19 protein-coding genes are annotated in these 24,166 nt (G+C 70.5%); 9 read left to right on the top strand and 10 right to left on the bottom strand.

Annotated features, from left to right (window positions below):
- Positions 1-738 precede the first annotated feature (738 nt).
- Positions 739-4,053 (top strand): efflux RND transporter permease subunit, encoded by a 3,315-nt coding sequence (locus tag INQ48_22065; GenBank protein ID QRF56043.1) that lies wholly within the window; start codon positions 739-741, stop codon positions 4,051-4,053.
- The gene (locus tag INQ48_22060) at positions 4,050-5,558 is read left to right on the top strand and encodes an efflux transporter outer membrane subunit (protein ID QRF56042.1); all 1,509 of its coding nucleotides are present in this window, start codon (positions 4,050-4,052) and stop codon (positions 5,556-5,558) included. The genes INQ48_22065 and INQ48_22060 overlap by 4 nt, the downstream gene beginning before the upstream one ends.
- 125 nt (positions 5,559-5,683) lie before the next feature.
- Here INQ48_22060 and INQ48_22055 read toward each other — a convergent pair whose 3' ends face one another.
- Positions 5,684-6,049, bottom strand: coding sequence for an SPW repeat protein (locus INQ48_22055; GenBank protein QRF56041.1), 366 nt, complete (start codon positions 6,047-6,049; stop codon positions 5,684-5,686).
- Between the two features lie 193 nt (positions 6,050-6,242).
- Positions 6,243-7,109 carry a MurR/RpiR family transcriptional regulator gene (locus tag INQ48_22050; GenBank protein ID QRF56040.1) on the bottom strand — a complete coding sequence of 289 codons (867 nt, stop codon included), beginning with the start codon at positions 7,107-7,109 and terminating at the stop codon, positions 6,243-6,245.
- Positions 7,110-7,279: 170 nt separating this feature from the next.
- Between INQ48_22050 and INQ48_22045 the strand changes: the two genes are divergently transcribed.
- From INQ48_22045 to INQ48_22035, 3 genes are read left to right on the top strand one after another with little or no spacing between them, the layout of a single operon-like run.
- A complete protein-coding gene (locus INQ48_22045) occupies positions 7,280-8,614 on the top strand; it encodes an aspartate aminotransferase family protein (GenBank protein QRF56039.1) in 1,335 nt (444 codons plus the stop codon).
- A 55-nt stretch (positions 8,615-8,669) separates the two neighbouring features.
- Complete coding sequence (locus INQ48_22040) at positions 8,670-9,572, top strand: amino acid ABC transporter substrate-binding protein (protein QRF56038.1); 903 nt, start codon at positions 8,670-8,672, stop codon at positions 9,570-9,572.
- Positions 9,573-9,589: 17 nt separating this feature from the next.
- Entirely contained in the window at positions 9,590-10,252 is a 663-nt protein-coding gene (locus tag INQ48_22035; GenBank protein ID QRF56037.1) for an arylsulfatase, read from the top strand.
- Here INQ48_22035 and INQ48_22030 read toward each other — a convergent pair.
- The gene (locus INQ48_22030; protein QRF56036.1) at positions 10,244-11,152 is read right to left on the bottom strand and encodes a hypothetical protein; all 909 of its coding nucleotides are present in this window, start codon (positions 11,150-11,152) and stop codon (positions 10,244-10,246) included. The genes INQ48_22035 and INQ48_22030 overlap by 9 nt on opposite strands.
- Before the next feature lie 205 nt (positions 11,153-11,357).
- On the opposite strand from INQ48_22030, the gene INQ48_22025 reads away from it, so the two are divergent.
- On the top strand, positions 11,358-12,185 hold the full coding sequence (locus INQ48_22025) for an undecaprenyl-diphosphate phosphatase (GenBank protein QRF56035.1): 828 nt from the start codon (positions 11,358-11,360) through the stop codon (positions 12,183-12,185).
- Between the two features lie 16 nt (positions 12,186-12,201).
- Here the strand turns inward: INQ48_22025 and INQ48_22020 are convergent, their stop codons facing one another.
- Positions 12,202-14,124: a histidine kinase gene (locus INQ48_22020; GenBank protein QRF56034.1), complete on the bottom strand. Its 1,923-nt coding sequence runs from the start codon at positions 14,122-14,124 to the stop codon at positions 12,202-12,204.
- A complete protein-coding gene (locus INQ48_22015; protein ID QRF56033.1) occupies positions 14,034-14,804 on the bottom strand; it encodes a response regulator transcription factor in 771 nt (256 codons plus the stop codon). The genes INQ48_22020 and INQ48_22015 overlap by 91 nt, the downstream gene beginning before the upstream one ends.
- A 99-nt stretch (positions 14,805-14,903) precedes the next feature.
- Between INQ48_22015 and INQ48_22010 the strand changes: the two genes are divergently transcribed.
- Positions 14,904-15,419, top strand: a complete 516-nt coding sequence (locus tag INQ48_22010) for an MOSC domain-containing protein (GenBank protein ID QRF56032.1) — start codon at positions 14,904-14,906, stop codon at positions 15,417-15,419.
- A gap of 1 nt (position 15,420) precedes the next feature.
- Here INQ48_22010 and INQ48_22005 read toward each other — a convergent pair whose 3' ends face one another.
- The gene (locus tag INQ48_22005) at positions 15,421-16,389 is read right to left on the bottom strand and encodes a Twin-arginine translocation pathway signal (protein QRF56031.1); all 969 of its coding nucleotides are present in this window, start codon (positions 16,387-16,389) and stop codon (positions 15,421-15,423) included.
- Positions 16,390-16,405: 16 nt separating this feature from the next.
- The gene (locus tag INQ48_22000) at positions 16,406-17,089 is read right to left on the bottom strand and encodes a DJ-1/PfpI family protein (protein ID QRF56030.1); all 684 of its coding nucleotides are present in this window, start codon (positions 17,087-17,089) and stop codon (positions 16,406-16,408) included.
- Between the two features lie 149 nt (positions 17,090-17,238).
- Between INQ48_22000 and INQ48_21995 the strand changes: the two genes are divergently transcribed.
- Positions 17,239-18,234 (top strand): GlxA family transcriptional regulator, encoded by a 996-nt coding sequence (locus INQ48_21995; GenBank protein ID QRF56029.1) that lies wholly within the window; start codon positions 17,239-17,241, stop codon positions 18,232-18,234.
- An 83-nt stretch (positions 18,235-18,317) separates the two neighbouring features.
- On the opposite strand, the gene INQ48_21990 is transcribed toward INQ48_21995, so the two are convergent.
- The 3 genes from INQ48_21990 to mutS are packed head-to-tail and all read right to left on the bottom strand — an operon-like array spanning position 18,318 to position 22,592.
- Positions 18,318-19,121: an alpha/beta hydrolase gene (locus INQ48_21990; protein QRF56028.1), complete on the bottom strand. Its 804-nt coding sequence runs from the start codon at positions 19,119-19,121 to the stop codon at positions 18,318-18,320.
- Between the two features lie 5 nt (positions 19,122-19,126).
- Positions 19,127-19,966 carry a proteasome-type protease gene (locus INQ48_21985; GenBank protein QRF56027.1) on the bottom strand — a complete coding sequence of 280 codons (840 nt, stop codon included), beginning with the start codon at positions 19,964-19,966 and terminating at the stop codon, positions 19,127-19,129.
- Between the two features lie 28 nt (positions 19,967-19,994).
- Positions 19,995-22,592 (bottom strand): DNA mismatch repair protein MutS, encoded by a 2,598-nt coding sequence (mutS, locus tag INQ48_21980; GenBank protein QRF56026.1) that lies wholly within the window; start codon positions 22,590-22,592, stop codon positions 19,995-19,997.
- Positions 22,593-23,144: 552 nt separating this feature from the next.
- Between mutS and corA the strand changes: the two genes are divergently transcribed.
- Entirely contained in the window at positions 23,145-24,122 is a 978-nt protein-coding gene (corA, locus tag INQ48_21975) for a magnesium/cobalt transporter CorA (protein ID QRF60839.1), read from the top strand.
- Positions 24,123-24,166 lie beyond the last annotated feature (44 nt).

The following is a 24,166-nucleotide window of genomic DNA, read 5'->3' as shown; positions in this document are numbered from 1 at the left end:
CCCGGCGGCGGACCTACTTTCTTTTGCTTCGCCAAAAGAAAGTAGGCAAAGAAAAGGCGACCCCACTGTCTGTGTCCCTTCGCTTCGCTACGGGCAACCTGCGGTGCTCGGCTACGGCGGGGGTCCGCAGAACTCGCTCCGCTGCGCTGCGCTCAGACAGCTGCGGCCCTTATCCCGCCTACGCCTGCGCTCCTCGGCACAGCCAGAGGGGAGTGGTTCGGGCCATCGCTGCGCTCGGCCACACGACATCCACTCGGGCCATCGCTTCGCTCGGCCTTTGTCTTGCTCCCTCTCCCCTTGGGAGAGGGCTGGGGTGAGGGCACTGGGCGGTGGATACCGTCAGACCCTTGGTGAGGCCCGGTGCCCTCACCCTAACCCTCTCCCAGAGGGAGAGGGAACAAGAAAAACACAAGGCCGAGCGAAGCGATGGCCCGAGCGGCATTCCAAGGCCGAGCGAAGCAAAGGCCCGAGCGCCCCCCTCTGGCTGCGCCGAGGAGCGCAGCGTTTCGCGGATCAGGGCTCGCAGCTGTTTGAGCGAAGCGAGTTCTGCGAGACCCCGCGAAACGCGAGCACCGCAGGTTGCCCGCAGCGAAGCGGAGGGACGCAGACAGCGGGGTCGCCTTCTTTTGCTTACTTTTCTTGGCGAGACAAGAAAAGTGAGTCGCCCGCCGGGGCGAGACCCGGCCAACGGCCTCAGCAAGAAGCAAACCCGTCGAACACAGAAGACGGAGGCAAGAGATGAACCTCTCCCGCCCCTTCGTCCGCCGCCCCATAGGCACAGTCCTCCTGACCATCGGCGTCGCCCTGGCTGGCATAGCAGCCTTCTTCGTCCTCCCGGTATCCCCGCTACCGCAAGTCGACTACCCCGTCATCTCGGTCCGCGCCTCCATCCCCGGCGCCAGCCCCGAGACCATGGCCACGAGCGTCGCCACGCCCCTCGAACGCCATCTGGGCACCATCGCCGGCGTCAACGAGATGACCTCGACCAGCTCGGTCGGCTCCACCCGCGTCACCCTGCAGTTCGACCTCAGCCGCAACATCGACGGCGCCGCGCGCGAAGTGCAGGCCGCGATCAACGCGAGCCGCGTCGACCTGCCCGCCACCCTGCGCAGCAACCCGACCTACCGCAAGGCCAACCCGGCCTCGTCGCCGGTCATCATCCTGGCGCTGACCTCCAAGACCAAGACCCCGGGCCAGATCTACGACGCCGTGTCGAACATCGTGAGCCAGCGGCTGTCGCAGGTCGACGGCGTGGGCGACGTGGAGATCGGCGGCGGGTCGCTGCCGGCCGTGCGCATCGAGCTGCTGCCGTTCGCGCTCAACCGCTACGGCATCAGCACCGAGGACGTGCGCGCCGCGATCCAGGCCTCGAACGCCAACCGGCCCAAGGGCATGGTGCAGGGCGACGGGCGCAAGCTGCAGGTCTACACGCAGACGCCGGCGCTGCGCGCGAGCGACTACGCCTCGATGCTGGTGGCCTGGCGCAACGGCGCGGCGGTGCGGCTGGCCGACGTGGCCGAGGTCTACGACGGCGTCGAGGACACTCGCACGCTGGGCCTGTTCAACGGCGAGCCGGCGGTGATCGTGCTGATCACGCGCCAGCCCTCGGCCAACATCATCGAGACCGTCGATGGCGTGCGCGCGCTGCTGCCCGAGCTGCAGGCGCAGCTGCCGCCCGACGTCGAGCTGCGCGTGGCCTCCGACAGCACCAGCTCGATCCGCGCTTCGCTGCATGAAGTGGAATTCACGCTGGTGGCCTCGGTGCTGCTGGTGGTGCTGGTGGTCAGCCTGTTCCTGCGCAGCGCGCGTGCCACGGTGGTGCCCGCGGTGGCCACGGTGGTCGCGCTGCTCGGCACCTTCGGCGTGATGTACCTGCTGGGCTTCAGCCTCAACAACCTGAGCCTGATGGCGCTCACGGTGGCCACGGGCTTCGTGGTCGACGACGCGATCGTGGTGCTCGAGAACACCAGCCGCCACATCGAGGCCGGCATGACGCGCATGAAGGCCGCGCTGCTCGGTGCCAAGGAAGTGGGCTTCACGGTGCTGTCGATCAGCGTGTCGCTGGTGGCGGTGTTCATCCCGCTGCTGTTCATGGGCGGCCAGGTCGGGCGGCTGTTCCGCGAGTTCGCGGTCACGCTGTCGGCGGCGGTGATGATCTCGCTGGTCATTTCGCTGACCACCACGCCGATGATGTGCGCGTGGCTGCTCAAGCGTGGCGGCGAGGCCGACCAATCCAAGCCGCGCGGGCGCTTCGCGCGCTGGTCGGAACGCGGCTACGAGTGGGTGCTCAAGCGCTACGAGGTCAGCCTCGACTGGGCGCTCGACAGCAAGGCGCTGGTGGCGCTGATCCTGCTGGCGGTGATCGGGCTCAACGTCTACCTGTTCAGCGCCGCGCCCAAGGGCTTCTTCCCGCAGCAGGACAGCGGCCAGCTCAACGGCGGCCTGCGCGCCGACCAGAGCATCTCCTCGCAGGCGCTCGCGGCCAAGCTGCGCGAGGTGGTCGACATCATCCGGCGCGATCCGGCGGTCGACACCGTCACGGGCTTCATCGGCGGTTCGCGCGCGGGCGGCGGCTTCATGTTCGTCAACCTCAAGCCCGCGAACCAGCGCACCGAGAGCGGCATGGCGGTGATCGCGCGGCTGCGGCCGCAGCTCAACCAGGTGACCGGCCTGCGCGTGTTCCTCAACACGGTGCAGGACGTGCGCTCGGGCGGGCGCTCGAGCAACTCCACCTACCAGTACACGCTCAAGAGCGACAACCTGGCCGACCTGCGAACCTGGGCCGGCAAGCTGGCCGACGAGCTGCGGCTGCAGCCGAACCTCACGGACATCGACACCGACCAGGACCAGAACGGCGTCGAGACCGTGGCCGAGGTCGATCCCGACAGCGCGCGCCGGCTCGGCCTGACCTCGCAGGCGGTGGACAACGCGCTCTACAACGCCTTCGGCCAGCGCCAGGTGGCGACCATCTACACCGAGCTCAACCAGTACCACGTGGTGATGGAATGGGCGCCGCGCTACACGCGCAGCCCGAACTCGCTGCGCGACGTCTACGTGCCGGCCACGCGCACCTCGGTGGTGGCGGGCCAGACCGTGACCACGCAGGTGGCGGCCAACGGCACCACCAACCAGTCGACCTCGGTCGCCACCAACAACACGGCCACCGGTGCGAAGACCGGCACCGCGTCGACCGCCTCGAGCACCACGCCCACGGTGCCGGTGTCGGCCAACGCGGGCTCGCGCAATGCCTCCACCGGCAACGTGCTGAGCAACACGCCGACCTCGCTGGTGCCGCTGTCCTCGGTGGCGAAGTTCGTCGAGCGCTCGGTCGCGACCTCGGTGAGCCACGAGGACGGCGAGCTCGCCACCACGATCTCGTTCAACCTGGCCGATGGCGCCAACCTCGGCGACGCGCGCGAGGCGATCGCCAAGGCCGAGGCCAATATCGCGATGCCGATCAACGTGCGCGGCGCCTTCGCGGGCACGGCGCTCGCGGCGCAGCAGTCGCAGGGCCAGCAGGCGATGCTGATCCTGGCCGCGCTGGTGGTCATCTACATCGTGCTGGGCATCCTCTACGAGAGCCTGGTGCATCCGATCACCGTGCTGTCGACCCTGCCCTCGGCCGGCGTGGGCGCGGTGCTGGCGCTGCTGATGTTCCGCATGGAGTTCTCCATCATCGCGCTGATCGGCGTGTTCCTGCTGATCGGCATCGTGAAGAAGAACGCCATCCTGATCATCGACTTCGCGCTCGAGGCCGAGCGCTCGCGCGGCCTGAGCCCGCTCGAGGCGGTGCGCGAGGCCTGCCTGCTGCGCTTCCGCCCGATCCTCATGACCACGCTGGCGGCTGCGCTCGGCGCGCTGCCGCTGGCGATCGGCTTCGGCGAGGGCGCCGAGCTGCGCCGGCCGCTGGGCGTGGCGATCATCGGCGGCCTGATCGCCAGCCAGGTGCTGACCCTGCTGACCACGCCGGTGGTCTACCTGCTGCTCGACAAGCTGCGCCGCCGCGGCGCCGACGAGAGCCACCTGAGCCGCACGATGGAGGTCCAGCCATGACCGCAACGACAACGACACCACGGCCCGCACGCGCCGTCCGAAGAATGCCCGCCTTCCTGTTCCAGACTCCTTTCTTTCCGCAGCGCATCGCGCTGGCCGCGACGCTCGCCGCGCTGCTCGTGGGCTGCGCCGTCGGACCGGCCTACCAGGTGCCCGCCGCCGTGTCGCCCGCGGGCTGGAAGGAACAGAAGACCGCCGAGGGCTGGCTGCCGGCCGCGCCGGCCGACACGCTCGAGCGCGGCGAATGGTGGAAGCTCTTCGGCGATCCGGTGCTCGACGAGCTCGCGGGCCGGGTGCAGGTGTCGAACCAGAACATCGCGGCCGCGGTCGCCAACTACGCGCAGGCCCAGGCCCTGGTGCGCGGCGAGCGCGCGGCGCTGTTCCCCTCGGTCTCGCTGAGCGGCAACGGCAGGCGCAGCGGCAACACCGGCGGCGACAGCAATGCCTCGAACGCCTTCTCGGCCACGCTCGCGGCCGACTGGTCGCCCGACGTCTGGGGCCGGCTGCGCGCGGCGGTCAGCAGCGCGCAGGCCAATGCGCAGGCCAGCGAGGCCGACCTCGCGGCCGCGCGGCTGTCGGCGGTCGGCGAGCTGGCCACCAACTACTTCTCGCTGCGCGAGGCCGATGCCGAGATGGTGCTGCTCGACGAGACCATCGAGGGCTACCAGCGCGCCTACGAGATCACCAACAACCGCTACCAGGCCGGCATCGCCGCGCAGACCGACGTGCTGCAGGCGCAGACCCAGCTCGTGAACGCGCGCGCCGACCGCGTCGGTCTGCAGCGCACGCGCGCCACCTACGAGCATGCGATCGCGGTGCTGGTGGGCGCGGCGCCGGCCGACTTCGGCCTGCCGGCCGCGAAATGGACGCCGACCGTGCCGGGCGTGCCGACCGGCGTGCCCTCGACGCTGCTGCAGCGCCGGCCCGACATCGCGGCCGCCGAGCGCTCGGTGGCCGCGGCCAATGCGCAGATCGGCATCGCGCGCGCGGCCTACTTCCCGAACTTCGGCCTCAATGCCTCGGTGGGCAGCAACGCGAGCAAGGTCAAGGACCTGTTCAATGCCTCGAACACGCTGTGGGCGCTCGGGCTGTCGGTGGCGCAGGTGGTGTTCGACGCGGGCGCCATCGGCGCCAACGTCGACGCGGCCAGGGCCAGCCACGAAGCGGCCGTGGCGCGCTACCGCCAGACCGTGCTGACGGCCTTCCAGGCGGTCGAGGACCAGCTCAGCGCGGGCGCCACGCTGGCCCAGCAGGAGGGCCTGCGGCGCGAGGCCTCGGCCGCGGCCGACAAGACCGAGCAGCAGCTGCTCAACCGCTACCGCGCGGCGCAGGTCGGCTACACCGAGGTCGTGACCGCGCAGGTCGCCGCGCTCAACGCGCGGCGCTCGCTGGTGCAGCTGCAGGTCAACCGCCAGTCGTCGGCGATCGCGCTGATCCAGGCGCTCGGCGGCGGCTGGCAGGCCGAGTGGCTCGCGGACGCGGGCACGCAGCCGGCCGCGCGCTGATCGCGTCGGCCAAGGCGAATCGGGAAGAAGGATCGCGGACGCACGCGGCATCGCGCGCGTCCCTGGAGTCGCCGCCGCGCACGATCCGGCGGCCGGCGGCGTTCGAGAGCAGGACCTTCAGGCCTTCAATGGGCCGGGCGGTCCGTCATGCCGCCCAGATAGTCCTTGTCGGTCACCAGCACCCACAGCGCCAGCACCAGGATCGCCGCGGCCACGAGCACCGCGTTGACCAGCGCCACCTCGAGCGCGTCGAAGCCCAGCACCCACGGCGACACCGCGAGCCAGACCGCGAGCGCGACCTCGGTCCACTCCTCCCAGGCCTGCGGCACGAAGGTCGCGCCCAGTGCCACGGCACCGAGCACGAGGCCGGTACCGATCGCGCCCCACATGGCGGGCGCATGGCCCTGGAATCCCAGGACCCAGGGCGAGACGATCAGCCAGACGCCGAGGACGGCGTTGACCGGGTCTTGCCAATGCTTCACTTGCTTCATGGTCTTTACCTCCTGTCGCGGCGACAGCAGGACGCGCGACCGCGACCGAGGTTGGACTGCGCGGCTTTGCCAGTGGTTCCGCTTTGCCCATCTCAATCCCTATCCCCGTTCACGCTGAGCTTGTCGAAGCGCCGCGCGAGGCTTCGACAAGCTCAGCCCGAACGGTATGAGTCGATCAGGCGAGTGCTCGCGCTCAGCCGCCGCGCGCCACCGGTGGCACCAGGTACGCGCCCGACTCGAACAGCTGCGCCTCGGCCTGGTCGATGCGTCGGATCACGGCCTTGCCCGCGCGGCTCGCGAGCAGCTCGACCAGCGCCTCGGCCACGGCCACGCCCGCGGCCACCGAGGGGAAGAACGAGGGGCTGTGGATGGTGAAAAGCAGCGTCTCGTCGGCGCGCAGCGAGAGCGGTGAGCCGAGGCTGTCGGTCAGCGCCACGATGCGGCTGCCCGCGGCCTTGGCGGCCTCGGCCACCTGCAGCGCCTCGCGCGAGTAGGGCGCGAAGCTCGCGATCAGCACCACGTCGCCGCGCCCGAAGGCGCGCTGCTGCATCTCGAGCGTGCCGCCCTGGCCGTCGACCAGGTGCACGCTGGCGCGAAAGAGCCGGTAGACGTAGACGAAGGAGAAGGCGATCGGGTAGCAGGCGCGAAAGCCGGCCGCGTGCACCGCGGGCGCCTTCTCCATCAGCGCGCAGACCTTCTGCAGCGCCTGTCCGCTCTGCTGCTGCGTGGCCTCGAGGTTGCGGCGCTGCACCTCGAACATCTCGCCGGTCAGGCCGCGGTCGCGCGCGCGGCCCACGAGCTGCTGCGCGCGTGCGCCGTAGGCCTCCGTGCCCAGGCCCATATCGGTGGCGAAGGCGGCCTTGAGCTGCGGCCAGCCGTCGAAGCCCAGCGTCTGGGCGAAGCGCACCAGGGTGGCGGGCGTGCTCTGCGCGCGCGTGCCGATGCCGCGCATCGAGCCCGTGACCACCTCGTTCGGATGGTCGAGCACGTAGCGCGCCACCTGCTGCAGCGCGGGGCTCAGCTCGTCGAAGCGCTGGCGGATCTGGTCTCTGGCGCCCATGGCGGCGTTCCTCTTTTTTTGGCGTTGGAACGAATGTACCGGAGGCGTACCCGCTGTCCCGTGCCGGGGCTGGAACAGGCGAAACGAGCGGAACGGTTGACGGAACAAATGTTCCAGGAAATAATTCGACGAAACGTTGGTTCCAAACTCCATCCGCCGGTCTCCACGCCATGACGCACGTCTTCCACCGCCATCTCCGCCAGACCCCGCCCGTCGCCACGGGCTCGCACGGCCTCTACATCCGCGACGCCGAGGGCCGCGAATACCTCGATGCCTCGGGCGGTGCGGCCGTGTCCTCGCTGGGCCATGCGCATCCCGAGGTGCTGGCCGCGATGCATGCGCAGATCGACCGGCTGGCCTATGCCCACACCAGCTTCTTCACCAGCGAGGTGGCCGAGCGCCTGGCCGACGAGCTGATCGGCGCGGCGCCCGAAGGCATGAGCCATGCCTACCTCGTGAGCGGCGGTTCCGAGGCGGTGGAGGCCGCGCTCAAGATGGCGCGCCAGTACTTCGTCGAGATCGGCCAGCCGCAGCGCACCCACTTCATCGCGCGGCGCCAGAGCTACCACGGCAACACACTGGGCGCGCTCGCGGTCGGCGGCAATGCCTGGCGGCGCGAGCCCTTCGCGCCGATCCTGGTGCCGGCCACGCACGTGTCGCCCTGCTATCCCTACCGCGAGCAGCGCGCCGACGAGAGCCCGGCGCAATACGGCCAGCGGCTTGCGAACGAGCTCGAGGCCGCGATCCTCGCGCAGGGCGCCGACCGCGTGATCGCCTTCGTCGCCGAGACCGTGGGCGGAGCCACCGCCGGCGTGCTGGTGCCGGTGCCGGGCTACTTCCAGGCGGTGCGTGCGGTCTGCGACAAGTACGGCGTGCTGCTGATCCTCGACGAGGTGATGTGCGGCATGGGCCGCACCGGCAGCTTGCATGCCTGCGAGCAGGAGGGCGTGGTGCCCGACCTGATGACCATCGCCAAGGGCCTGGGCGGCGGCTACCAGCCGGTGGGCGCGGTGCTCGCGCAGCGCAGGGTGGTCGAGGCGATGTCGCAGGGCAGCGGCTTCTTCCAGCATGGCCACACCTACCTCGGCCATCCGATGGCCTGCGCCGCCGCGCTCGCGGTGCAGCAGACGATCCGGCGCGCGGGCCTGGTCGCGAAGGTGCGCGAGGACGGCATCGCCTTCGGCGCGATGCTGGCCGAGGCGCTCGGCGCCCATCCGCACGTGGGCGACATCCGCGGCCGCGGCTTCTTCTGGGGCCTCGAACTGGTGGCCGAGCGCGCGGGCAGGACGCCCTTCGATCCCGCGCTCAAGCTGCATGCGGCCGTCAAGAAGGAGGCGATGGCGCGCGGGCTGCTGTGCTATCCCTTCGGCGGCACGGTCGACGGCCGCCAGGGCGACCACGTGCTGCTCGCGCCGCCCTTCGTCGCCACGCGCGACGAACTGCGCGAGATCGCCGCGCGGCTCGCGGATGCCGTCGACGCGGTCACGCGCCGCGCCGCGGGCTGAGCTCGCGCTTCTTCCTTCCCTTTTTCCTTCACCCACCGCCTCGAGGAGCCCCTCCATGCCCAAGCCACGCCTGCCGTTTTCCTTCTTTCTGCTCGCCGCCGCCCTCGTGCTGCCGGCGCTTTCCGCGAGCGCGCAGGAGAACGACACCCTCGCCAAGATCAAGGCCAGCGGTGCCATCACCTTCGGCTACCGCGAGTCCTCGTTCGGCTTCTCGTACCTCGACGGCAACCTCAAGCCGGTCGGCTACAGCATCGAGATCTGCAAGCGCATCGTGGAAGCGGTGAAGAGCGAACTCAGGATGCCGGCGATCGAGATCCGCTACCAGGCCGTGACCTCGGCCAACCGCATCCCGCTGGTGCAGAACGGCACGGTCGACATCGAGTGCGGCTCCACCACCAACCTGGTCGAGCGCCAGAAGCTGGTGGCCTTCTCGCCCGACATCTTCCGCTACAACGTGCGCATGCTGGTGAAGGCCGATTCGGGCATCAGGAGCATCGCCGACCTGCAGGGCAAGACGGTGGTGACCACCACCGGCACCACCTCGTTCCGGCTGCTGCGCGAGGCCGACAAGGGCAAGAACCTCGAGGTCACGAGCCTCGGCGGCAAGGACCACAGCGATTCCTTCCTGCTGGTGGAGAGCGGCCGCGCGCAGGCCTTCGTGCTCGACGACATCCTGCTGGCCGGCCAACTGGCGAATGCGCGCAACCCGAAGGACTTCCTGATCACCGGCGAGAGCCTGCGCACCGAGAACCAGTCGCTGATGTTCCGCAAGGACGATCCGGCCTTCAAGGCCATCGTCGACCGCGTGGTCTCGGGCATGATGAAGTCCGGCGAGATGGAGACGCTCTACGGCAAGTGGTTCACCTCGCCCATTCCGCCCAAGGGCATCAACATCAACTACCCGCTCAACGCCGAGACGAAGGAAGCCTTCACCAATCCCTCGTCGAAGGGCATCTGAGCCGCAACACGTTTTCCATGACCCGCATCGCCCTGATCCACGCGCTCGCGCATTCGGTCGCGCCCATCAACGAGGCCTTCGCGCGCGACTGGCCGCGGGCGCTGCGCATGAACCTGCTCGACGACAGCCTGTCGGCCGATCTCGCGCGCGACGGACGCGGGCTCGACGCGGCCATGCACGAGCGCTTCCAGCGGCTCGCGCAATACGCGGTCGACACCGGCGCCGAGGGCATCCTCTTCACCTGCTCGGCCTTCGGTGCCTGCATCGAGGCGGTGGCCAAGCGCCATGCGGCGCTGCCGGTGCTCAAGCCCAACGAGGCGATGGTGGAGGAGGCGGTGCAGGCGCTGCATGAAGCCGGCCCCGGCGCGCGGCTCGGGCTGATCGCGACCTTCGCGCCCACGCTGGCCTCGATGCCGCCCGAATTCCCGGCCGGCGTCTCGCTGGTGCCGGCACTCGCCGAAGGGGCGCTCGAGGCGCTCAACGCGGGCGACGGGGCGCGGCACGATGCGTTGATCGCGGCGCAGGCCGAGGCCTTGCGCGCGCAGGGCTGCAGCCACATCGCGCTCGCGCAGTTCAGCATGGCCCGCGCCCGCGCGGCCTGCGAAAGCGCCTCGGGGCTGCCGGTGCTGACCACGGTCGACAGCGCGGTGCGCGCGCTGCGCCGGCGCACCTCAGGCTGAACGGTCGCCGCGCAGCAGCGTGTAGATCGCGGTGGCGGCGATCTGCGCCGCGTCGCTGCGCCCGAGCGTGCGCGGGCGCCCGGTCGCGCGGTCCACGGCCTGCAGGCCGTCGGCCATGCGGCGGTAGATCTCGGCCGAGGGCATGGCGCCGCTGGTGCCCAGCGCGTCGCAGTAGGTCTCGACCAGCAGCTCGTTGAGCCGCTCGCACTCGGCGTTCGAGAGCTTCATCGCATCGCCGTCGAACAGGGTCGCCACCGCGTGCATCAGGTAGGCCTGGGTCTCGAGCGAGAAGCCCTGCTGCCGCACGCAGTCCTCCATCGCGCTCCAGAAGCAGGTGCACGAGGTGCGGCGCCAGCTCTCGAGGATGCGGCGCGCGCGCGCCGTGAGATCGGCCTGCGGGTCGCGCGGTCCGCAGGGCCGCAGCGCCAGGCCCTGCAGCGCCAGCGCATGGGCGGCATCGGCGCCGCCGAGCAGGAAGCTCCAGAGCTGCCAGCGCGCATACCACTTGCGGTCATGGGCGGGGTCGAGCGCCTGCGTCAGTCCGCGTTCGATGTATTCGGCGGCGCCGGCCATCTGCCAGGCCATGTGGCCGTCTTCCAGGTCCAGCGGCTGCAGGCGCTGCGACAGCCGGTCGGCCGCGACCTGGCCCTCGGCCACCAGCGTGGCGCCACGGCCGCGGCGGTCGATCTCGCCGAGGCAGCGCGCGAGCCGTTCCAGCTCGCCGGTCGAGGCGCCGGTGGCGCGGGCGGCGCGGCACAGGGCGGCCTGCCGTTCGGCGTCGCGGCGGCGCGCATCGCGGCGCGCGTGCGCCGCATGGTCGTCGGCGGTCGACGCATGTTCCTCGAGGCACAGCAGCAGTTCGTCGGCGTCTTTTTCGCGCTCGGGCGCGGGGGCGAGCATGCAATGTCCTTCGGTTGGCCGCCGACGTGGGGCGTCGGCGCGAGTGGACTGTGACCGCGCCCGGCGGTGGGCGCCATCCCCCAAACTAGGTATGTCATAGAACGATACGAAGATGGGCCGCCGAGCCACGGCGGCAGCCCGCGGAGCCTGAACCGGACCTGACCGGCTCCCTCGCGATAATTGCCGCTCTTTCAAGGAGTACGCGTTGGATATCGTTCTGTTGGTCAAGGCCGCCGTCATGGGCATCGTGGAGGGGCTGACCGAATTTCTCCCGATCTCGTCGACCGGCCACCTGATTCTTGCGGGCTCGCTGCTCGGCGGCTTCGACGACGAGCGCGGCAAGGTGTTCGAGATCGCGATCCAGACCGGCGCAATCTTCGCGGTGATCATGGTCTATTGGCAGAAGATCCGCTCGACCGTGGTGGCGCTGCCGCGCCAGGCCAAGGCGCAGCGCTTCGCGCTCAACGTGCTGATCGGCTTCCTGCCCGCGGTGGTGCTGGGCCTCTTGTTCGGCAAGGTCATCAAGGAACACCTGTTCACGCCGGCCGTGGTGGCCAGCACCTTCATCATCGGCGGCTTCATCATCCTGTGGGCCGAGAAGCGGCCGCCGGGCTCGGTGCGGGTCGAGAACGTCGACGACATGACGCCCTGGGACGCCCTCAAGGTCGGCCTGGTGCAGTGCTTCGCGATGGTGCCGGGCACCAGCCGCAGCGGCTCCACCATCATCGGCGGCATGCTGCTGGGGCTGTCGCGCCAGGCGGCCACCGACTTCTCGTTCTTCCTCGCGATCCCGACGCTGATCGGCGCCGGCGTCTACAGCCTCTACAAGGTGCGCTCGCTGCTGTCGGTGGCCGACATCCCGCTGTTCGCGGTCGGCCTGCTGTTCTCGTTCCTCAGCGCCTGGCTGTGCGTGCGCTGGCTGCTGCGCTACATCAGCTCGCACAGCTTCATCCCGTTCGCCTGGTACCGCATCGCCTTCGGCATCCTGATCCTCGTCACCGCCTGGCAGGGCTGGATCGTCTGGGCCGAGTGAGGCGCTAGCCTTCGCCTCAGGCCGCGCCGACCGGCATCCGCAGCCCGACGCGGGTGGCACCCGGCGCCGAGGCGATCTCGAAGGCCCCGCCCAGCCGCCGCGCCCGCGTGCGCAGGCTGCGCAGGCCGGTGCCCTCGGGGCGCGGCGGCGCCTCGGGTTCGAAGCCGCGGCCGTCGTCGCGCACCTCCAGCCGCAGCTGGCCGTTCTCTTCCACCAATGACACGTCGACCCGCCGCGCGCCGCTGTGGCGCAGCACGTTGGTCAGCGCCTCCTGCAGGAAGCGCAGCAGGTCCAGGTTCTGCGAAGGCGCGAGCGTCAGCGCCTGCAGGCCTTCCACGCGCCAGCGGCATTCGATGCCGTTGGCCTCGAGCAGCTGCGTGAGCCGGTGCCGCAGCGGCGCCACCAGGTCGGCGAGCGCATGCGCGCCGTCGTCGCTGCCGTTGGCGTCGATGATCAGCCGCAGGTCGTCGCGCAGCCGCTTGAGCATGGCCAGCAGCTGCGGCGCGCTCAGGTGCTCGGGCGTGCGCTCCAGCGTCGCGATGCTGCCCACCAGCATGCCGCCCAGGCCGTCGTGCAGGTCGCTCGCGAGGTTCACGCGCTCGCCGATGCGCGCATGCGCGAGCTCCAGCGCATGCCGCTGCGACAGCGTGGCCGCGAGCTCGTCCTTGGCCGCGTTCACTTCCTGGATCAGCTCGGTGTTGAAGTTCTCGATGCGGCGCAGGCTCTGCACGAAGCGCCCGGCCTGCGTGAGCGCCATGCCCAGCAGCAGCACGTACGAAGACATGGTCGTGTAGTAGAGGTTGCTGTCGATCACCTGGGTGAACACCAGCAGGTCGTGCGCGCCGGTGAGCGCCGACACCGCCATGAAGGGCGCGAGCGAGCGCATCGGGCTGCCGCGGTGGCGCCAGGCGTGGACGATGGCGGCGCTGTTGACCACGATGATCGTCAGCCCGCCCACCAGCGTCCAGATCGCGCGGTGCAGCGGCAGCGCCGCAGGCGCGGCCAGCCACAGGTCGAGCACACCGATGGCCGCCGCCAGCAGCGAAACGCCCTCGAGCAACGGCATGCGGCGGTCGCAGAAGCGCAGCGCGAACACCGCGTAGGCGGTGCTGAAGACCAGCAGCAGCGAGGTGTTGAGCGCCTGCCAGGCCGAGGTGGTGGCGAAGGGCCAGGGGCTGGTGGCGATCTGGTTGTAGCCGAACAGCAGCCACAGCATCGACATCAGCGCGAACCAGCCGTAGGCCGTTTCGCGCCGCCGCAGCAGCCACAGCGCCGCGAAGAAGGCCGACACCGCCGCGCTGACCGCGAGGCCCAGCACCTGCAGGTCGCGCCGCACCACGCGCTCGCGGTCGTAGGTGGCCTGCAGCACGGCCGGCGGCCCGACCACGACGGGCCCGAGCCCGGCCTGGTAGACCGCGAGCCCGGAGACGCGCACCAACAGGGTGTTGGTGCCCGCGCGCAGCAGCGGCGGCGCCAGCAGCCAGTAGCGCGGCGTGTTCCAGGCCCGCGTGAGCGGCTCGACCAGGCTGGCGTCGCGCGAGATCGGCGTGCCGTTGAGGTACACGGCGCCGGCCATGTTGAGGTAGTGCAGCAGCAGGCCGGTCTCGCGCGGTTCGGCCGGCTGTTCCCAGCGCAGCCGGTACCAGGCCACGCCGTCGAAGCCGCTCCAGCGGTCGGCCCAGTTGTCGGGCAGGGCGGCGACCGGCTCCCAGCCGTCCTCGGGCGGGCGGGTGTCGTTCCAGCCGGCGGCGCGCACGGCCTCGACGCGCAGCGCGGGGAAGTCCTGGGCCGGCGCGCCGTGCGCGCACAGCAGCAGCGCCAGCGCCATGGCCAGGCGGCGCAGGAAGCTCAGCGCAGCAGCCCGTGCAGCCGCGCCTGGTACACCGCCTCGGTGCGCGATCCGACGGCCAGCTTGCGGTAGATGTTCTTGGTGTGGCATTCCACGGTCAATCGGGAGATCGAGAGCATTTCGGCCATGTCGCGGTTGCTGAGGCCCTGCGACACCAGTTCGAGGATGCGGTGCTCGCGCCGGCTCAGCAGCGCGGCGGCGGGTGCGTCCTCTTTCGATGGCGTGGCGCCGGCGGCGGGCAGCAGCTCGCCGGGCTGGGTGTCGGCGGTCATGGCCGGGACCGGCAGCGGCGCGGGCGTGGCGTTCGGCTGGAGCGTGAGCCAGCCCAGGATGCGCCGCGCGATCGCGGGATCGATCGGCGCGCCGCCCTGTTCGATGCTGCGCAGCGCGATGCCGAGCTCGAGGTCGTCGCGCTCCTTCAGCAGGTAGCCGATGGCGCCCGCGCGCAGCGCCGCGAAGATGGTTTCCTCGGTGCGGTAGGCCGAGATCACCACCGCCGGCAGGCGCGGATGGTGCTGCCGCAGCCAGCCGATCAGGTCGACGCCGCTGCCGTCGGGCAGCCCGATGTCGACCAGCGCCACGCCGAAGCTGCGCTCGGCCAGCAGCGTCCGTGCCGAGGCCACGCTGTCGGCCCAGGCGATCTGCGGCGCCGTGCAGCCCAAGGTGCCGAGCACGTGGGCCAGCCGCTGCTGCATGGCCGGGTCGTCCTCGACCACCAGCGCGGGGGTCAGCGACACGGGTTCTGGGGTTTCCGGAAGGGGCGTGGACATTGGCGGCGGGGCGTTTTCCCCGGATTGTCGCCAGTTATTGCAATTTGTATCGCCGCCGTGGTTTTGCTGGCGCGAGCAGCGCCACGGACAATCGCGGGCATGCCCGACCTTCGCGAACTCATGCGCCAGTTTCCGCGCGCCGGCCGTCTCGAGGCCCTCTACCTGCGGCCCGCGCGGCGCCAGCCCGTGCAGGCCGTCGAGGGCGCGCAGGCGTTCGCCGGCCTGGGACTGGAAGGCGACCGCGCGAGCGCGGCCAAACCCGGCGGCAAGCGCCAGGTCACGCTGATCCAGGCCGAGCACCTGGGCGTGATCGCCGCGCTGACCGGCCATGCGGCCGTCGACGCCGCGCTGCTGCGGCGCAACCTCGTGGTGTCGGGCCTGAACCTGATCGCCGCGCGCTCGCTGTTCCGCGACCAGCCGCTGGTGCTGCGGCTCGGCGACACGGTGCGGCTCGAGATCACCGGCCCGTGCGAGCCCTGCTCGCGCATGGAGGAGCTGCTGGGCCCGGGCGGCTACAACGCGATGCGCGGCCATGGCGGGCTGACCGCGCGCGTGCTCGCGGGCGGCCCGCTGCGCGCGGGCGATGCGGTGCGCTGCGAGCCCGCGGACGCCTGATTCAGAGCTTGAAGCCCGAATCCTTCACGAGCTGCCCGAGCATGCGGTCGATCTTCGCGAGCCGCTCGCCCTGGTCGGCCGGCGTGCCGGGCACGGTCGTCATGTCGAGGCCCTTGAACTTCTCCACCACCTCGGGCTGCGCCAGCACCTGGGCCAGCGCGGCGTTGTAGCGCGCCACCGTGGCCTCGGGCACGCCGGCGCCCGCGTAGAGGCCCAGCAGCTCGGTGAGCTCCATGCCGGACAGGCCGGCCTCCTCGAACGACGGCACCTCGGGCAGCAGCGGCGTGCGCCGCGTCGACGCGAGGATGCGCAGCCGGCCGCTGCGGTGGTAGGGCAGGAAGTCCGACACGCTGGTGATCGCGCCGTGCAGCGTGCCGCCGAGCAGGTCGGGCAGCATCGGCGCCGAGCCCTTGTAGGGCACGGGCAGGCTCTCGACCTGGAAGTGGCGCGCGATCCGGCTCGCCATGAACTCGGGCGCGCTGGCCGCGGCCGGCACGCCGATGGCGGCGTCGCCGCGGTGCGTGGCGAGCCAGCGCCCGAAGGCCGCGAGGTTCGAGGCGTTGGTGGTCGCGGGATTGGTCGCGAGGGCGAGCTCGAAGGTGGCGACGCTGCCCACGGGTCGGAAGTCGCGCGTGGTCGAGAAGCCCGGGTTCTTCACCGTCAGCGGCACCGTCGCCACCGTGTGGGTGTTGGTCAGCATCAGCACCGAGCCGTCGGCCGGCGCGGCCTTGAGCGCGATCGCCGCGAGCTGGCCGCCGGCGCCGGGCCGGTTGTCGACCACCACCGGCTGCTGCAGCTGCAGCGCGAGCTTCTCGGCCACGATGCGCGCCGCGATGTCGGCCGGGCCGCCGGCCGCGTAGCCGACGAGGATGCGGATCGGGTTGCCTTCGGCCCGCGCGCGCAGGAAGGGCGCGGCCAGCAGGCCGGCGCCGAGGGCCAGTGCCGAGCGGCGGGGCAGAGATGCGGTCATGCAGTCCTCCCTCGGTTCAGGCGGCCACCGGCGCCGTGCGCCCGATGCGCGCCAGGATCGCGCGCCGCTCGGCCACCACGCCGGCCACGCGCGCGCGCGCCGCCTCGACGATGTGGGCCGGCGCCTTGGCCGGTGCGCCGCTGTCGAACGGCGGCTGCGGGTCGTACTCGGCGAACAGCTGGATCGCGCGCGCCGTGTCGTCGTCGGTGGCCTGCGCGATCGCGCGCAGCGCGCAGTCGATGCCCGAGGTCACGCCGGCGCCGGTGATGCGGTTGCGGTCGACCACCACGCGCTGGTCGCGCGGCGTCGCGCCGACCATTGCCAGCAGTTCGTGCGAGGCCCAGTGGCAGGTGGCCTCGTAGCCTTCGAGCAGGCCGGCCACGCCCAGCAGCAGCGGGCCGGTGCAGATGCCGACCACCCAGCGCGCGCCGCGGCCCTGGCGCGCGAGGAAGTCGACCGTCTCGCGGTCCTCGAACAGCGCTGCGACGCCGGGGCCGCCGGGCACCACGAGCATGTCGAACTGCGGGCAGTCGGCCATCGCCTGCGTGGCGCGGAACTCCCAGCCGAGCTCGGTGCGGATCGGGTCGGTGTGCTTCCACACCAGCGAGAGGCTGGCGCCGGGAATGCGCACCAGCAGGTCCGCGGGCGCGACGTAGTCGGTCGCGGTGATGTCGGGAAAGACGAGCATGCCGATCTTCATGGGGAGACTCCAGGTTGGGGGGATCGGCCCAGTCTAGGAAGCGAAACGCTGGCATTCGAGACAATTGCCCCATCATTCCTGCCAGCCCTGGCGCGGCGCGCGGGCTTCGGTTCTGCTGCGTCTTTCTCCTTCGCGAAGGCAACGTCCCCATGTCGATCCTGCCCGTCTGGTTCGTGGTGTTCGAGCGCTTCCAGCTGCTCGACGTGTCGGGTCCGCTGCAGGTGTTCGCCACCGCCAACGACGAGCTGCGGCTCGCGGGCCGCGCGCCGGTCTACCGCACGCGCGTGCTGGCCGCCAGGGCGGGGCCGGTGGCGAGCTCGAGCGGGCTCGCGGTGCACGCCGAGGCCTGGCCCGCGCGCGTGCGCCATGCCGAGGCGGGCACCAGCACCGTGGTCGCGCCCGGCGGGCCGGCCGCCTGGAATCCGTCGACGCAGCTCGGCGGTGGCGGCACCGAGGCCGCCGAGGCCTGGCTGCGCCGCCATGGCGCGCGCTTCGACCGCGTCGCATCGGTGTGCACCGGCGCCTTCGTGCTGGGCCGCGCGGGTCTGCTCGACGGCTGCCGCGCCGCCACCCACTGGGGCGCTTGCGACGCGCTGGGCGCGGCCTTCCCGCGCATCGAGGTGCAGCGAGACGCGATCTATTTCCGCGACGGCCGCCGCTGGACCTCGGCCGGCGTCACGGCCGGCATCGACATGGCGCTGGGCATGGTCGAGGCCGACCTCGGCCGCGCCATCGCCATCGGCGTGGCGAAGAAGCTGGTGGTGTTCTACAAGCGCCCGGGCGGGCAGTCGCAGTTCAGCAGCGCGCTGCTCGCGCAGGAGGCCGAGGACCCGCGCATCGAATCGCTGCATGGCTGGATCGACGAGCACCTGCACGAGACGCTCGACGTGGCGCGGCTGGCCGACCGCATGGCGATGGCGCCGCGCACCTTCGCGCGCTTCTACCTGCAGCGCACCGGCGTCACGCCCGCGCACGCGGTCGAACGCATGCGGCTGGACCGCGCGACGCGGCTGCTGGAATCGTCGGGCGCGACCATCAAGGCGGTGGCGCAGCGCTGCGGCTTCGGTTCGGAGGAGATCATGCGGCGCGCGTTCCAGCGGCGCTTCGGGGTGCCGCCGCTCGATTACCGGGCCAGATTCCGTTGAATGGCCCTATCCGTTCGGGCTGAGCCTGTCGAAGCCTTGCGCACGGCTTCGACAGGCTCAGCCCGAACGGGTGGGTGGGCCCTTCAGCCCATCAGGTTGCGCACCGCCGCCTCGATCGCCGCCGCGGTCGCCAGCGGCTTCTCCATCGGAAACAGGTGCGTGCCGTCGAGCATCGCGATGCGGCCCTTGGTCACCTGCTGCGTCATCGCCATGCCCACGCGCTTCATCTCCGCCGACTGGCGCCCGCCGATGAAGGCCGCCTTGCACTTGAGCGGATGGCTGCGCAGCAGCGCGCCGAGGTTGTGCGGCAGCGTGTTGTAGATGGCAGTCTCGACGTCGCGGTCGAAGCTCAGCGCGCGCGTGTCCTCGCTATCGAAGGTGCCGTGGTCGATGTAGTCGTGCAGCACCTGCTCGTCCCACTTCGCGAAGGCCTTCTTGCTGCGGAAATGCTCGAACACCGCCTCGCGGTGCTCCCAGCTGTTGCGACGCCGGCGGCTGATCGCGCCCGGCGAGATGCTCTTCATGAGTGGCGTGCGCTTCACCATGTTGAGCGTGTTGGCGCGCCAGCCGCCGAGGATCGGCGAGTCGACCAGCACCACGCCGCGCGCCAGCTCGGGATGCCGCGCGGCGCACATCAGGCTCAGGAAGCCGCCGAGCGAATGGCCGACCAGGAACACCGGGCCGCCCGCGCGTTCGGCGCGCGGCCGCGCGAAGTCGGCCAGCTGCTCGACCAGGTGCGGCCAGTTGTCGGTGACGGGGTACTTCGGGTCGTGCCCGAATTTCTCGATGGCATCGACCTCGAAGCCGCGGTTGCGCAGGCTGTCGAGGACGACGCGGTAGGTGCTCGCGGGAAAGCTGTTGCCGTGCGAGAAGACGATCGGCGGCACGGGGGTCAGATGAGCTTTTCGTCGGGCGTGGAGATCTTGCGCAGCGCGCCGTGCCGCGTGGCCGGCATCTTCAGCGGATGCTCGGTGGCGCTGTCGTCCCACACCGGGTCCTCGATGCTGTCGAACACCTCGCGCAGCTTCTGGCCCCAGCTGTTGTGCACCATGCGGTAGTAGGGGTTGTCGGCGTCGATGCATATCACGCGGTCGGTCTCGAGCTTGTTGGCCTCGTAGACCACGAGGTCCAGTGGCAGGCCGACCGAGAGGTTGGACTTCATGGTCGAGTCCATCGACACCAGCGCGCACTTGGCGGCCTCGTCGAGCGGTGTCTCGGGCGTGAGCACGCGGTCGAGCACCGGCTTGCCGTACTTCGATTCGCCGATCTGGAAGTAGGGCGTTTCTGTCGTGGCCTCGATGAAGTTGCCGGCCGCGTAGACCAGGAACAGGCGCATGCCCTCGCCCTTGACCTGGCCGCCGAAGATGAACGAGACGTTGAAGTCCAGGCCCGCATGCTTGAGCGCCTCGGCATCGCGGTCGTAGACGTGGCGCACGGCCGAGCCGAGCACGCGCGCGGCATCGAACATGCTCTTGGCGTTCCAGATCGTGGTCGGCGTGCCGGGCTCGCCGTTCTCCTGCGTCTCGCGCAGTTCCTCGATCTGCAGGATCTCGCGCACCGACTGCGAGATGCTGAGGTTGCCCGAGGACAGCAGCACCATGACGCGGTCGCCGGGCTGCTCGTAGACGATCATCTTGCGGAAGGTGCTGATGTGGTCCACGCCCGCGTTGGTGCGCGAATCGGACAGGAACACCAGGCCGGCGTTGAGTTTGATGCCTACGCAATATGTCATTTTTTCGTCTCGCAAGAGCAGTGCCTGCTCATGGGGCTCCGCGGTCGCGTGCATTCAGTTTCTGTAAGGCGTAGAGCGCGTCGAGGGCTTCGCGCGGGGTCATCGCGTCGGGGTCGAGCGCGGACAGCGCGGATTCTACGGCGCTGATCAGGGGGGTCTCGGAGGCCGGCGGCGGGGCGAACAGGTCGACCTGGGCCCGCGTTTGCGCATGCTGCGACTCGAGCGCTTCCAGCGCCTGGCGCGCATGGTTGACCACCGCCGCGGGCATGCCCGCCAGCCGCGCGACCTGGATCCCATAGCTCTTGCTGGCCGGGCCGGGCTGCATCTCGTGCAGGAACACGATGTCGCGGCCGGCCTCGGTGGCGCTCACGTGCATGTTGACCGCGCCATGGTGCGTGGCCGGGAATTCCGTGAGCTCGAAGTAGTGGGTGGCGAACAGCGTGAAGGCCTTGGCGCGGTCGTGCAGCTGGGCCGCGATGCCCGCGGCCAGCGCGAGCCCGTCGAAGGTGCTGGTGCCGCGGCCGATCTCGTCCATCAGCACCAGCGACTGCGCGGTGGCGCCGTGCAGGATCTGCGCGGCCTCGGTCATCTCGAGCATGAAGGTCGACTGCGCGTTGGCCAGGTCGTCGGCCGCGCCGATGCGGGTGTGGATGGCGTCGATCGGCCCCAGCCGGCAGGCCGCGGCCGGCACGTGCGAGCCGATGGAGGCCAGCAGCACGATGATCGCCACCTGCCGCATGTAGGTCGACTTGCCGCCCATGTTGGGGCCGGTGATGACCTGCATGCGCTGCTGCGGGCCGAGCTGGGTGTCGTTGGCGATGAAGCCGCCCGAGGATTTCTCGGCCAGCCGCGCCTCGACCACCGGATGGCGGCCCTGCTGGATCTCGATGCACGGGTGCGAGACGAAGCTCGGCGCGCGCCAGTGCAGCGTGTGCGAGCGCTCGGCCAGCGCGCACAGCGCGTCGAGCGTGGCGAGCGCCGTGGCCAGGCGCGTGAGCGCGGGCACCGAGGCCTGCAGCGCGTCGAGCAGCTGCTCGTAGAGCCACTTCTCGCGCGCCAGCGCGCGGTCCTGCGCGCTCAGTGCCTTGTCCTCGAAGGCCTTGAGCTCGGGCGTGATGAAGCGCTCGGCGTTCTTCAGCGTCTGGCGGCGGCGGTAGTTGTCGGGCACCTTCGACAGCGCGCTCTGCGTCACCTCGATGTAGAAGCCGTGCACCCGGTTGAACTGCACCCGCAGGTTGCTGATGCCGGTGCGCTCGCGCTCGCTGACCTCGAGCTTGAGCAGGAAGTCGTCGCAGTTCTCGCTGATCTCGCGCAGCTCGTCGAGCTCGGCGTCGTGGCCGGTAGCGATCACGCCGCCGTCGCGCACCAGCGCGGCCGGGTCGGGCTTGATCGCGCTCGCGAGCAGCTCGGCGCAGCCCGGCGGCGGCGCCAGCCGTTCGGCGATCTGCGCCAGCAGCGCCGCGGCGCCGGGCAGGGCGGGCGCGAGCTGCTCGGCCTTGGCCAGCGCCAGCCGCAGCGCCAGCAGTTCGCGCGGGCGCACCTGGCGCAGCGCGATGCGCGCCGCGATGCGTTCCACGTCGCTGGTGTTCTTGAGCTGCTCGCGCAGCGTGCGCCAGGGCGCGCCGGCGCCGCCGAGCACGGTGGCCTGCAGCGCGCCGATGGCCTCGAGCCGCGCCTGCGCGTCGCCGCGCTCGCGCCGCGGCGCCAGCAGCCAGCGCTTGAGCAGGCGGCTGCCCATGCCGGTCATGCAGGTGTCGAGCAGCGAGAACAGCGTGGGCGAGTCCTCGCCGCGCAGCGTCTGCACCAGCTCGAGGTTGCGCCGCGTGGTGGGCGGCAACTCGATCAGGTCGCCGTCGCGCTCGACCGTGAGCCGCTGCAGGTGCGACAGCGCGCGGCCCTGCGTGTGCTCGGCATAGCCCAGCAGCGCGGCCGCCGCCGCATGGGCGTTGGTCAGCGATTCGGCATTCCAGGCTGCCAGGCTCTGGCTGCCCATCTGCTCGCTGAGCTTGCGTTCGCCCAGGCCGCCGTCGAACTGCCAGGCCGGCCGCACCGACAGCGTGAAGGGCGTGGCGCTGCGCGCCGCCTTGAGCCGCTGCTCGAAGGCCGGCGTGACCTCGGCGCCGTAGAGCAGCTCGCTCGGCGCGATGCGCGCGATCCAGGCCTCGAGCGCGTCGGCCGGGCATTCGGCCAGCCGCAGTTCGGCACCGGTCACGCTGAGCCAGGCCAGGCCGCAGAAGTTGCGCGTGCCGGCATGCACCGCCAGCAGCGTGGCATCGGCCTTGTCGTTGAGCAGTTCGGCATCGGTCAGGGTGCCGGGCGTGACCACGCGCACCACCTTGCGCTCGACCGGGCCCTTGGCGGCGCCGACTTCGCCGACCTGCTCGCAGATCGCCACCGATTCGCCGAGCTTGATGAGCCGCCCGAGGTAGGTGTCGACCGAGTGGAAGGGCACGCCGCACATCACCACCGGCTGCCCGGCCGACTGGCCGCGCTGGGTCAGCGTGATGTCGAGCAGGCGCGCGGCCTTCTCGGCGTCGGCCCAGAAGAGTTCGTAGAAATCGCCCATCCGGTAGAAGAGCAGGGTGTCCGGATGGTCCGCCTTGAGCCGGAGGTATTGCGCCATCATGGGCGTGTGACCGGCGTAATCGGGGGCGGCTGCGGCGGGGGTATCTGTCACGGAATGGGCGCGTAAGCCATTGCTGGCGTTGGAGAAAGTGCGGTCTGAGAGTTCGGGCATGGACGCTTCGTCGCGGGTTCCCGGCCAGGCCATGGCGCGGGGCGCCCGGTATTGTGGCCGACCCGCAAGCCGATGGGCGGCGCGGGGCGGGAAGCGAGGGGAAGAGGATGCGAGCGGGCAAAAAAACACCCGCACGTGGGCGGGTGGAGTTCTTCCCTGATGACTGCGGGCGGCTGCTCTTCTTTTATCGGTAGGGCGCCCCTTTTGCGTGACAGCGCAGCAATGTTCGTGTATCGCCCGCACAACGCCTGTCAGTCTTTGCGCGGTAAGAGCTGTAGGCGGATGAAAGAAATGAGAAAAAAGTCACGCAAAAGAACCTTCGCTCGCTTGCGATCAGGAATGTTTTAACTTTCGCGCTCCGTCTCTCGGCGGTCAGGCAGCGGCATGCCGCCCCGTGGCACCATCGGCACCCCCGAATCCAACCGCGACCCTGGAGCGCCGATGCTGATCAACTGCGTGGCTTACGAGAACGGCGCCAAGCTGGCCGACATCCCGGTCGAGAGCATCAGCGACTACATCTCGCGGCCCGGCTGCTTCGTCTGGGTGGCGCTCAGCGACGCCACGCCCGAGGAACTGGTCGTGATGCAGCTCGAGTTCGGCCTGCATCCGCTGGCCGTGGAGGACGCCCAGCACGGCCACCAGCGGCCCAAGGTCGAGGAGTACGGCGACTCGCTGTTCGTGGTGATGCATCTGGTCGAGCCCTCGGACGCCGGCGAGCAGTGCATCCATGTCGGCGAGGTCGACGTGTTCGTGGGCAGCAACTACGTGCTGTCGGTGCGCAACCGCAGCCGCCAGGGCTTCCTCGGCGTGCGCGAGCGCTGCGAGCGCGAGCCCGAGCTGCTGAAGAACGGTGCCGGCTTCGTGCTCTATGCGCTGATGGACGCCGTGGTCGACCGCTACTTCCCGGTGATCGACGCGCTCGAGGACGAGCTCGAATCGATCGAGCAGCAGATCTTCACGCAGGGCGGCGCGGCGCGCGACAAGATCAAGCAGCTCTACGAGCTCAAGCGCCGCAGCATGGTGCTCAAGCGCGCGGTCGCGCCGCTGACCGAGGCGGCCGGCAAGCTGCACGGCGGTCGGGTGCCGCAGATCTGCATGAGTTCGCAGGAGTACTTCCGCGACGTGGGCGACCACCTGGGGCGCATCAACGGCTCGATCGACGCGATGCGCGACACGGTGGCCACCGCGATCCAGGTCAACCTCTCGATGGTCACGATCGAGGAGAGCGAAGTCACCAAGCGCCTCGCGGCCTGGGCCAGCATCTTCGCCGTGTGCACCGCCTTCGCGGGCATCTGGGGCATGAACTTCGAATTCATGCCCGAGCTGAAATTCCGCTGGGGCTACCCCACGGCGCTGGCGCTGATCGCGGCCACCTGCGGCTATCTCTACTACCGGTTCCGGCGCGCGGGCTGGCTCTGAGAGCGGGCCGCTAAGGCCCAACTAATAAACATGTAGATAATCAA

Source organism: Variovorax paradoxus, assembly GCA_016806145.1.
GTDB lineage: Bacteria > Pseudomonadota > Gammaproteobacteria > Burkholderiales > Burkholderiaceae_C > Variovorax.
Note: the sequence above shows the minus strand (reverse complement) of the source record. Positions and strands in the feature narration are given on the sequence as shown.

Bases quoted from the DNA above. Each gene is read 5' to 3' on its own strand.
- INQ48_22065 (QRF56043.1), top strand. From the start codon at position 739: ATGAACCTCTCCCGCCCCTTCGTCCGCCGCCCCATAGGCACAGTCCTC.
- INQ48_22060 (QRF56042.1), top strand. From the start codon at position 4,050: ATGACCGCAACGACAACGACACCACGGCCCGCACGCGCCGTCCGAAGA.
- INQ48_22055 (QRF56041.1), bottom strand. From the start codon at position 6,049: ATGAAGCAAGTGAAGCATTGGCAAGACCCGGTCAACGCCGTCCTCGGC.
- INQ48_22050 (QRF56040.1), bottom strand. From the start codon at position 7,109: ATGGGCGCCAGAGACCAGATCCGCCAGCGCTTCGACGAGCTGAGCCCC.
- INQ48_22045 (QRF56039.1), top strand. From the start codon at position 7,280: ATGACGCACGTCTTCCACCGCCATCTCCGCCAGACCCCGCCCGTCGCC.
- INQ48_22040 (QRF56038.1), top strand. From the start codon at position 8,670: ATGCCCAAGCCACGCCTGCCGTTTTCCTTCTTTCTGCTCGCCGCCGCC.
- INQ48_22035 (QRF56037.1), top strand. From the start codon at position 9,590: ATGACCCGCATCGCCCTGATCCACGCGCTCGCGCATTCGGTCGCGCCC.
- INQ48_22030 (QRF56036.1), bottom strand. From the start codon at position 11,152: ATGCTCGCCCCCGCGCCCGAGCGCGAAAAAGACGCCGACGAACTGCTG.
- INQ48_22020 (QRF56034.1), bottom strand. From the start codon at position 14,124: ATGCCACACCAAGAACATCTACCGCAAGCTGGCCGTCGGATCGCGCAC.
- INQ48_22015 (QRF56033.1), bottom strand. From the start codon at position 14,804: ATGTCCACGCCCCTTCCGGAAACCCCAGAACCCGTGTCGCTGACCCCC.
- INQ48_22010 (QRF56032.1), top strand. From the start codon at position 14,904: ATGCCCGACCTTCGCGAACTCATGCGCCAGTTTCCGCGCGCCGGCCGT.
- INQ48_22005 (QRF56031.1), bottom strand. From the start codon at position 16,389: ATGACCGCATCTCTGCCCCGCCGCTCGGCACTGGCCCTCGGCGCCGGC.
- INQ48_22000 (QRF56030.1), bottom strand. From the start codon at position 17,089: ATGAAGATCGGCATGCTCGTCTTTCCCGACATCACCGCGACCGACTAC.
- INQ48_21995 (QRF56029.1), top strand. From the start codon at position 17,239: ATGTCGATCCTGCCCGTCTGGTTCGTGGTGTTCGAGCGCTTCCAGCTG.
- INQ48_21985 (QRF56027.1), bottom strand. From the start codon at position 19,966: ATGACATATTGCGTAGGCATCAAACTCAACGCCGGCCTGGTGTTCCTG.
- mutS (QRF56026.1), bottom strand. From the start codon at position 22,592: ATGATGGCGCAATACCTCCGGCTCAAGGCGGACCATCCGGACACCCTG.
- corA (QRF60839.1), top strand. From the start codon at position 23,145: ATGCTGATCAACTGCGTGGCTTACGAGAACGGCGCCAAGCTGGCCGAC.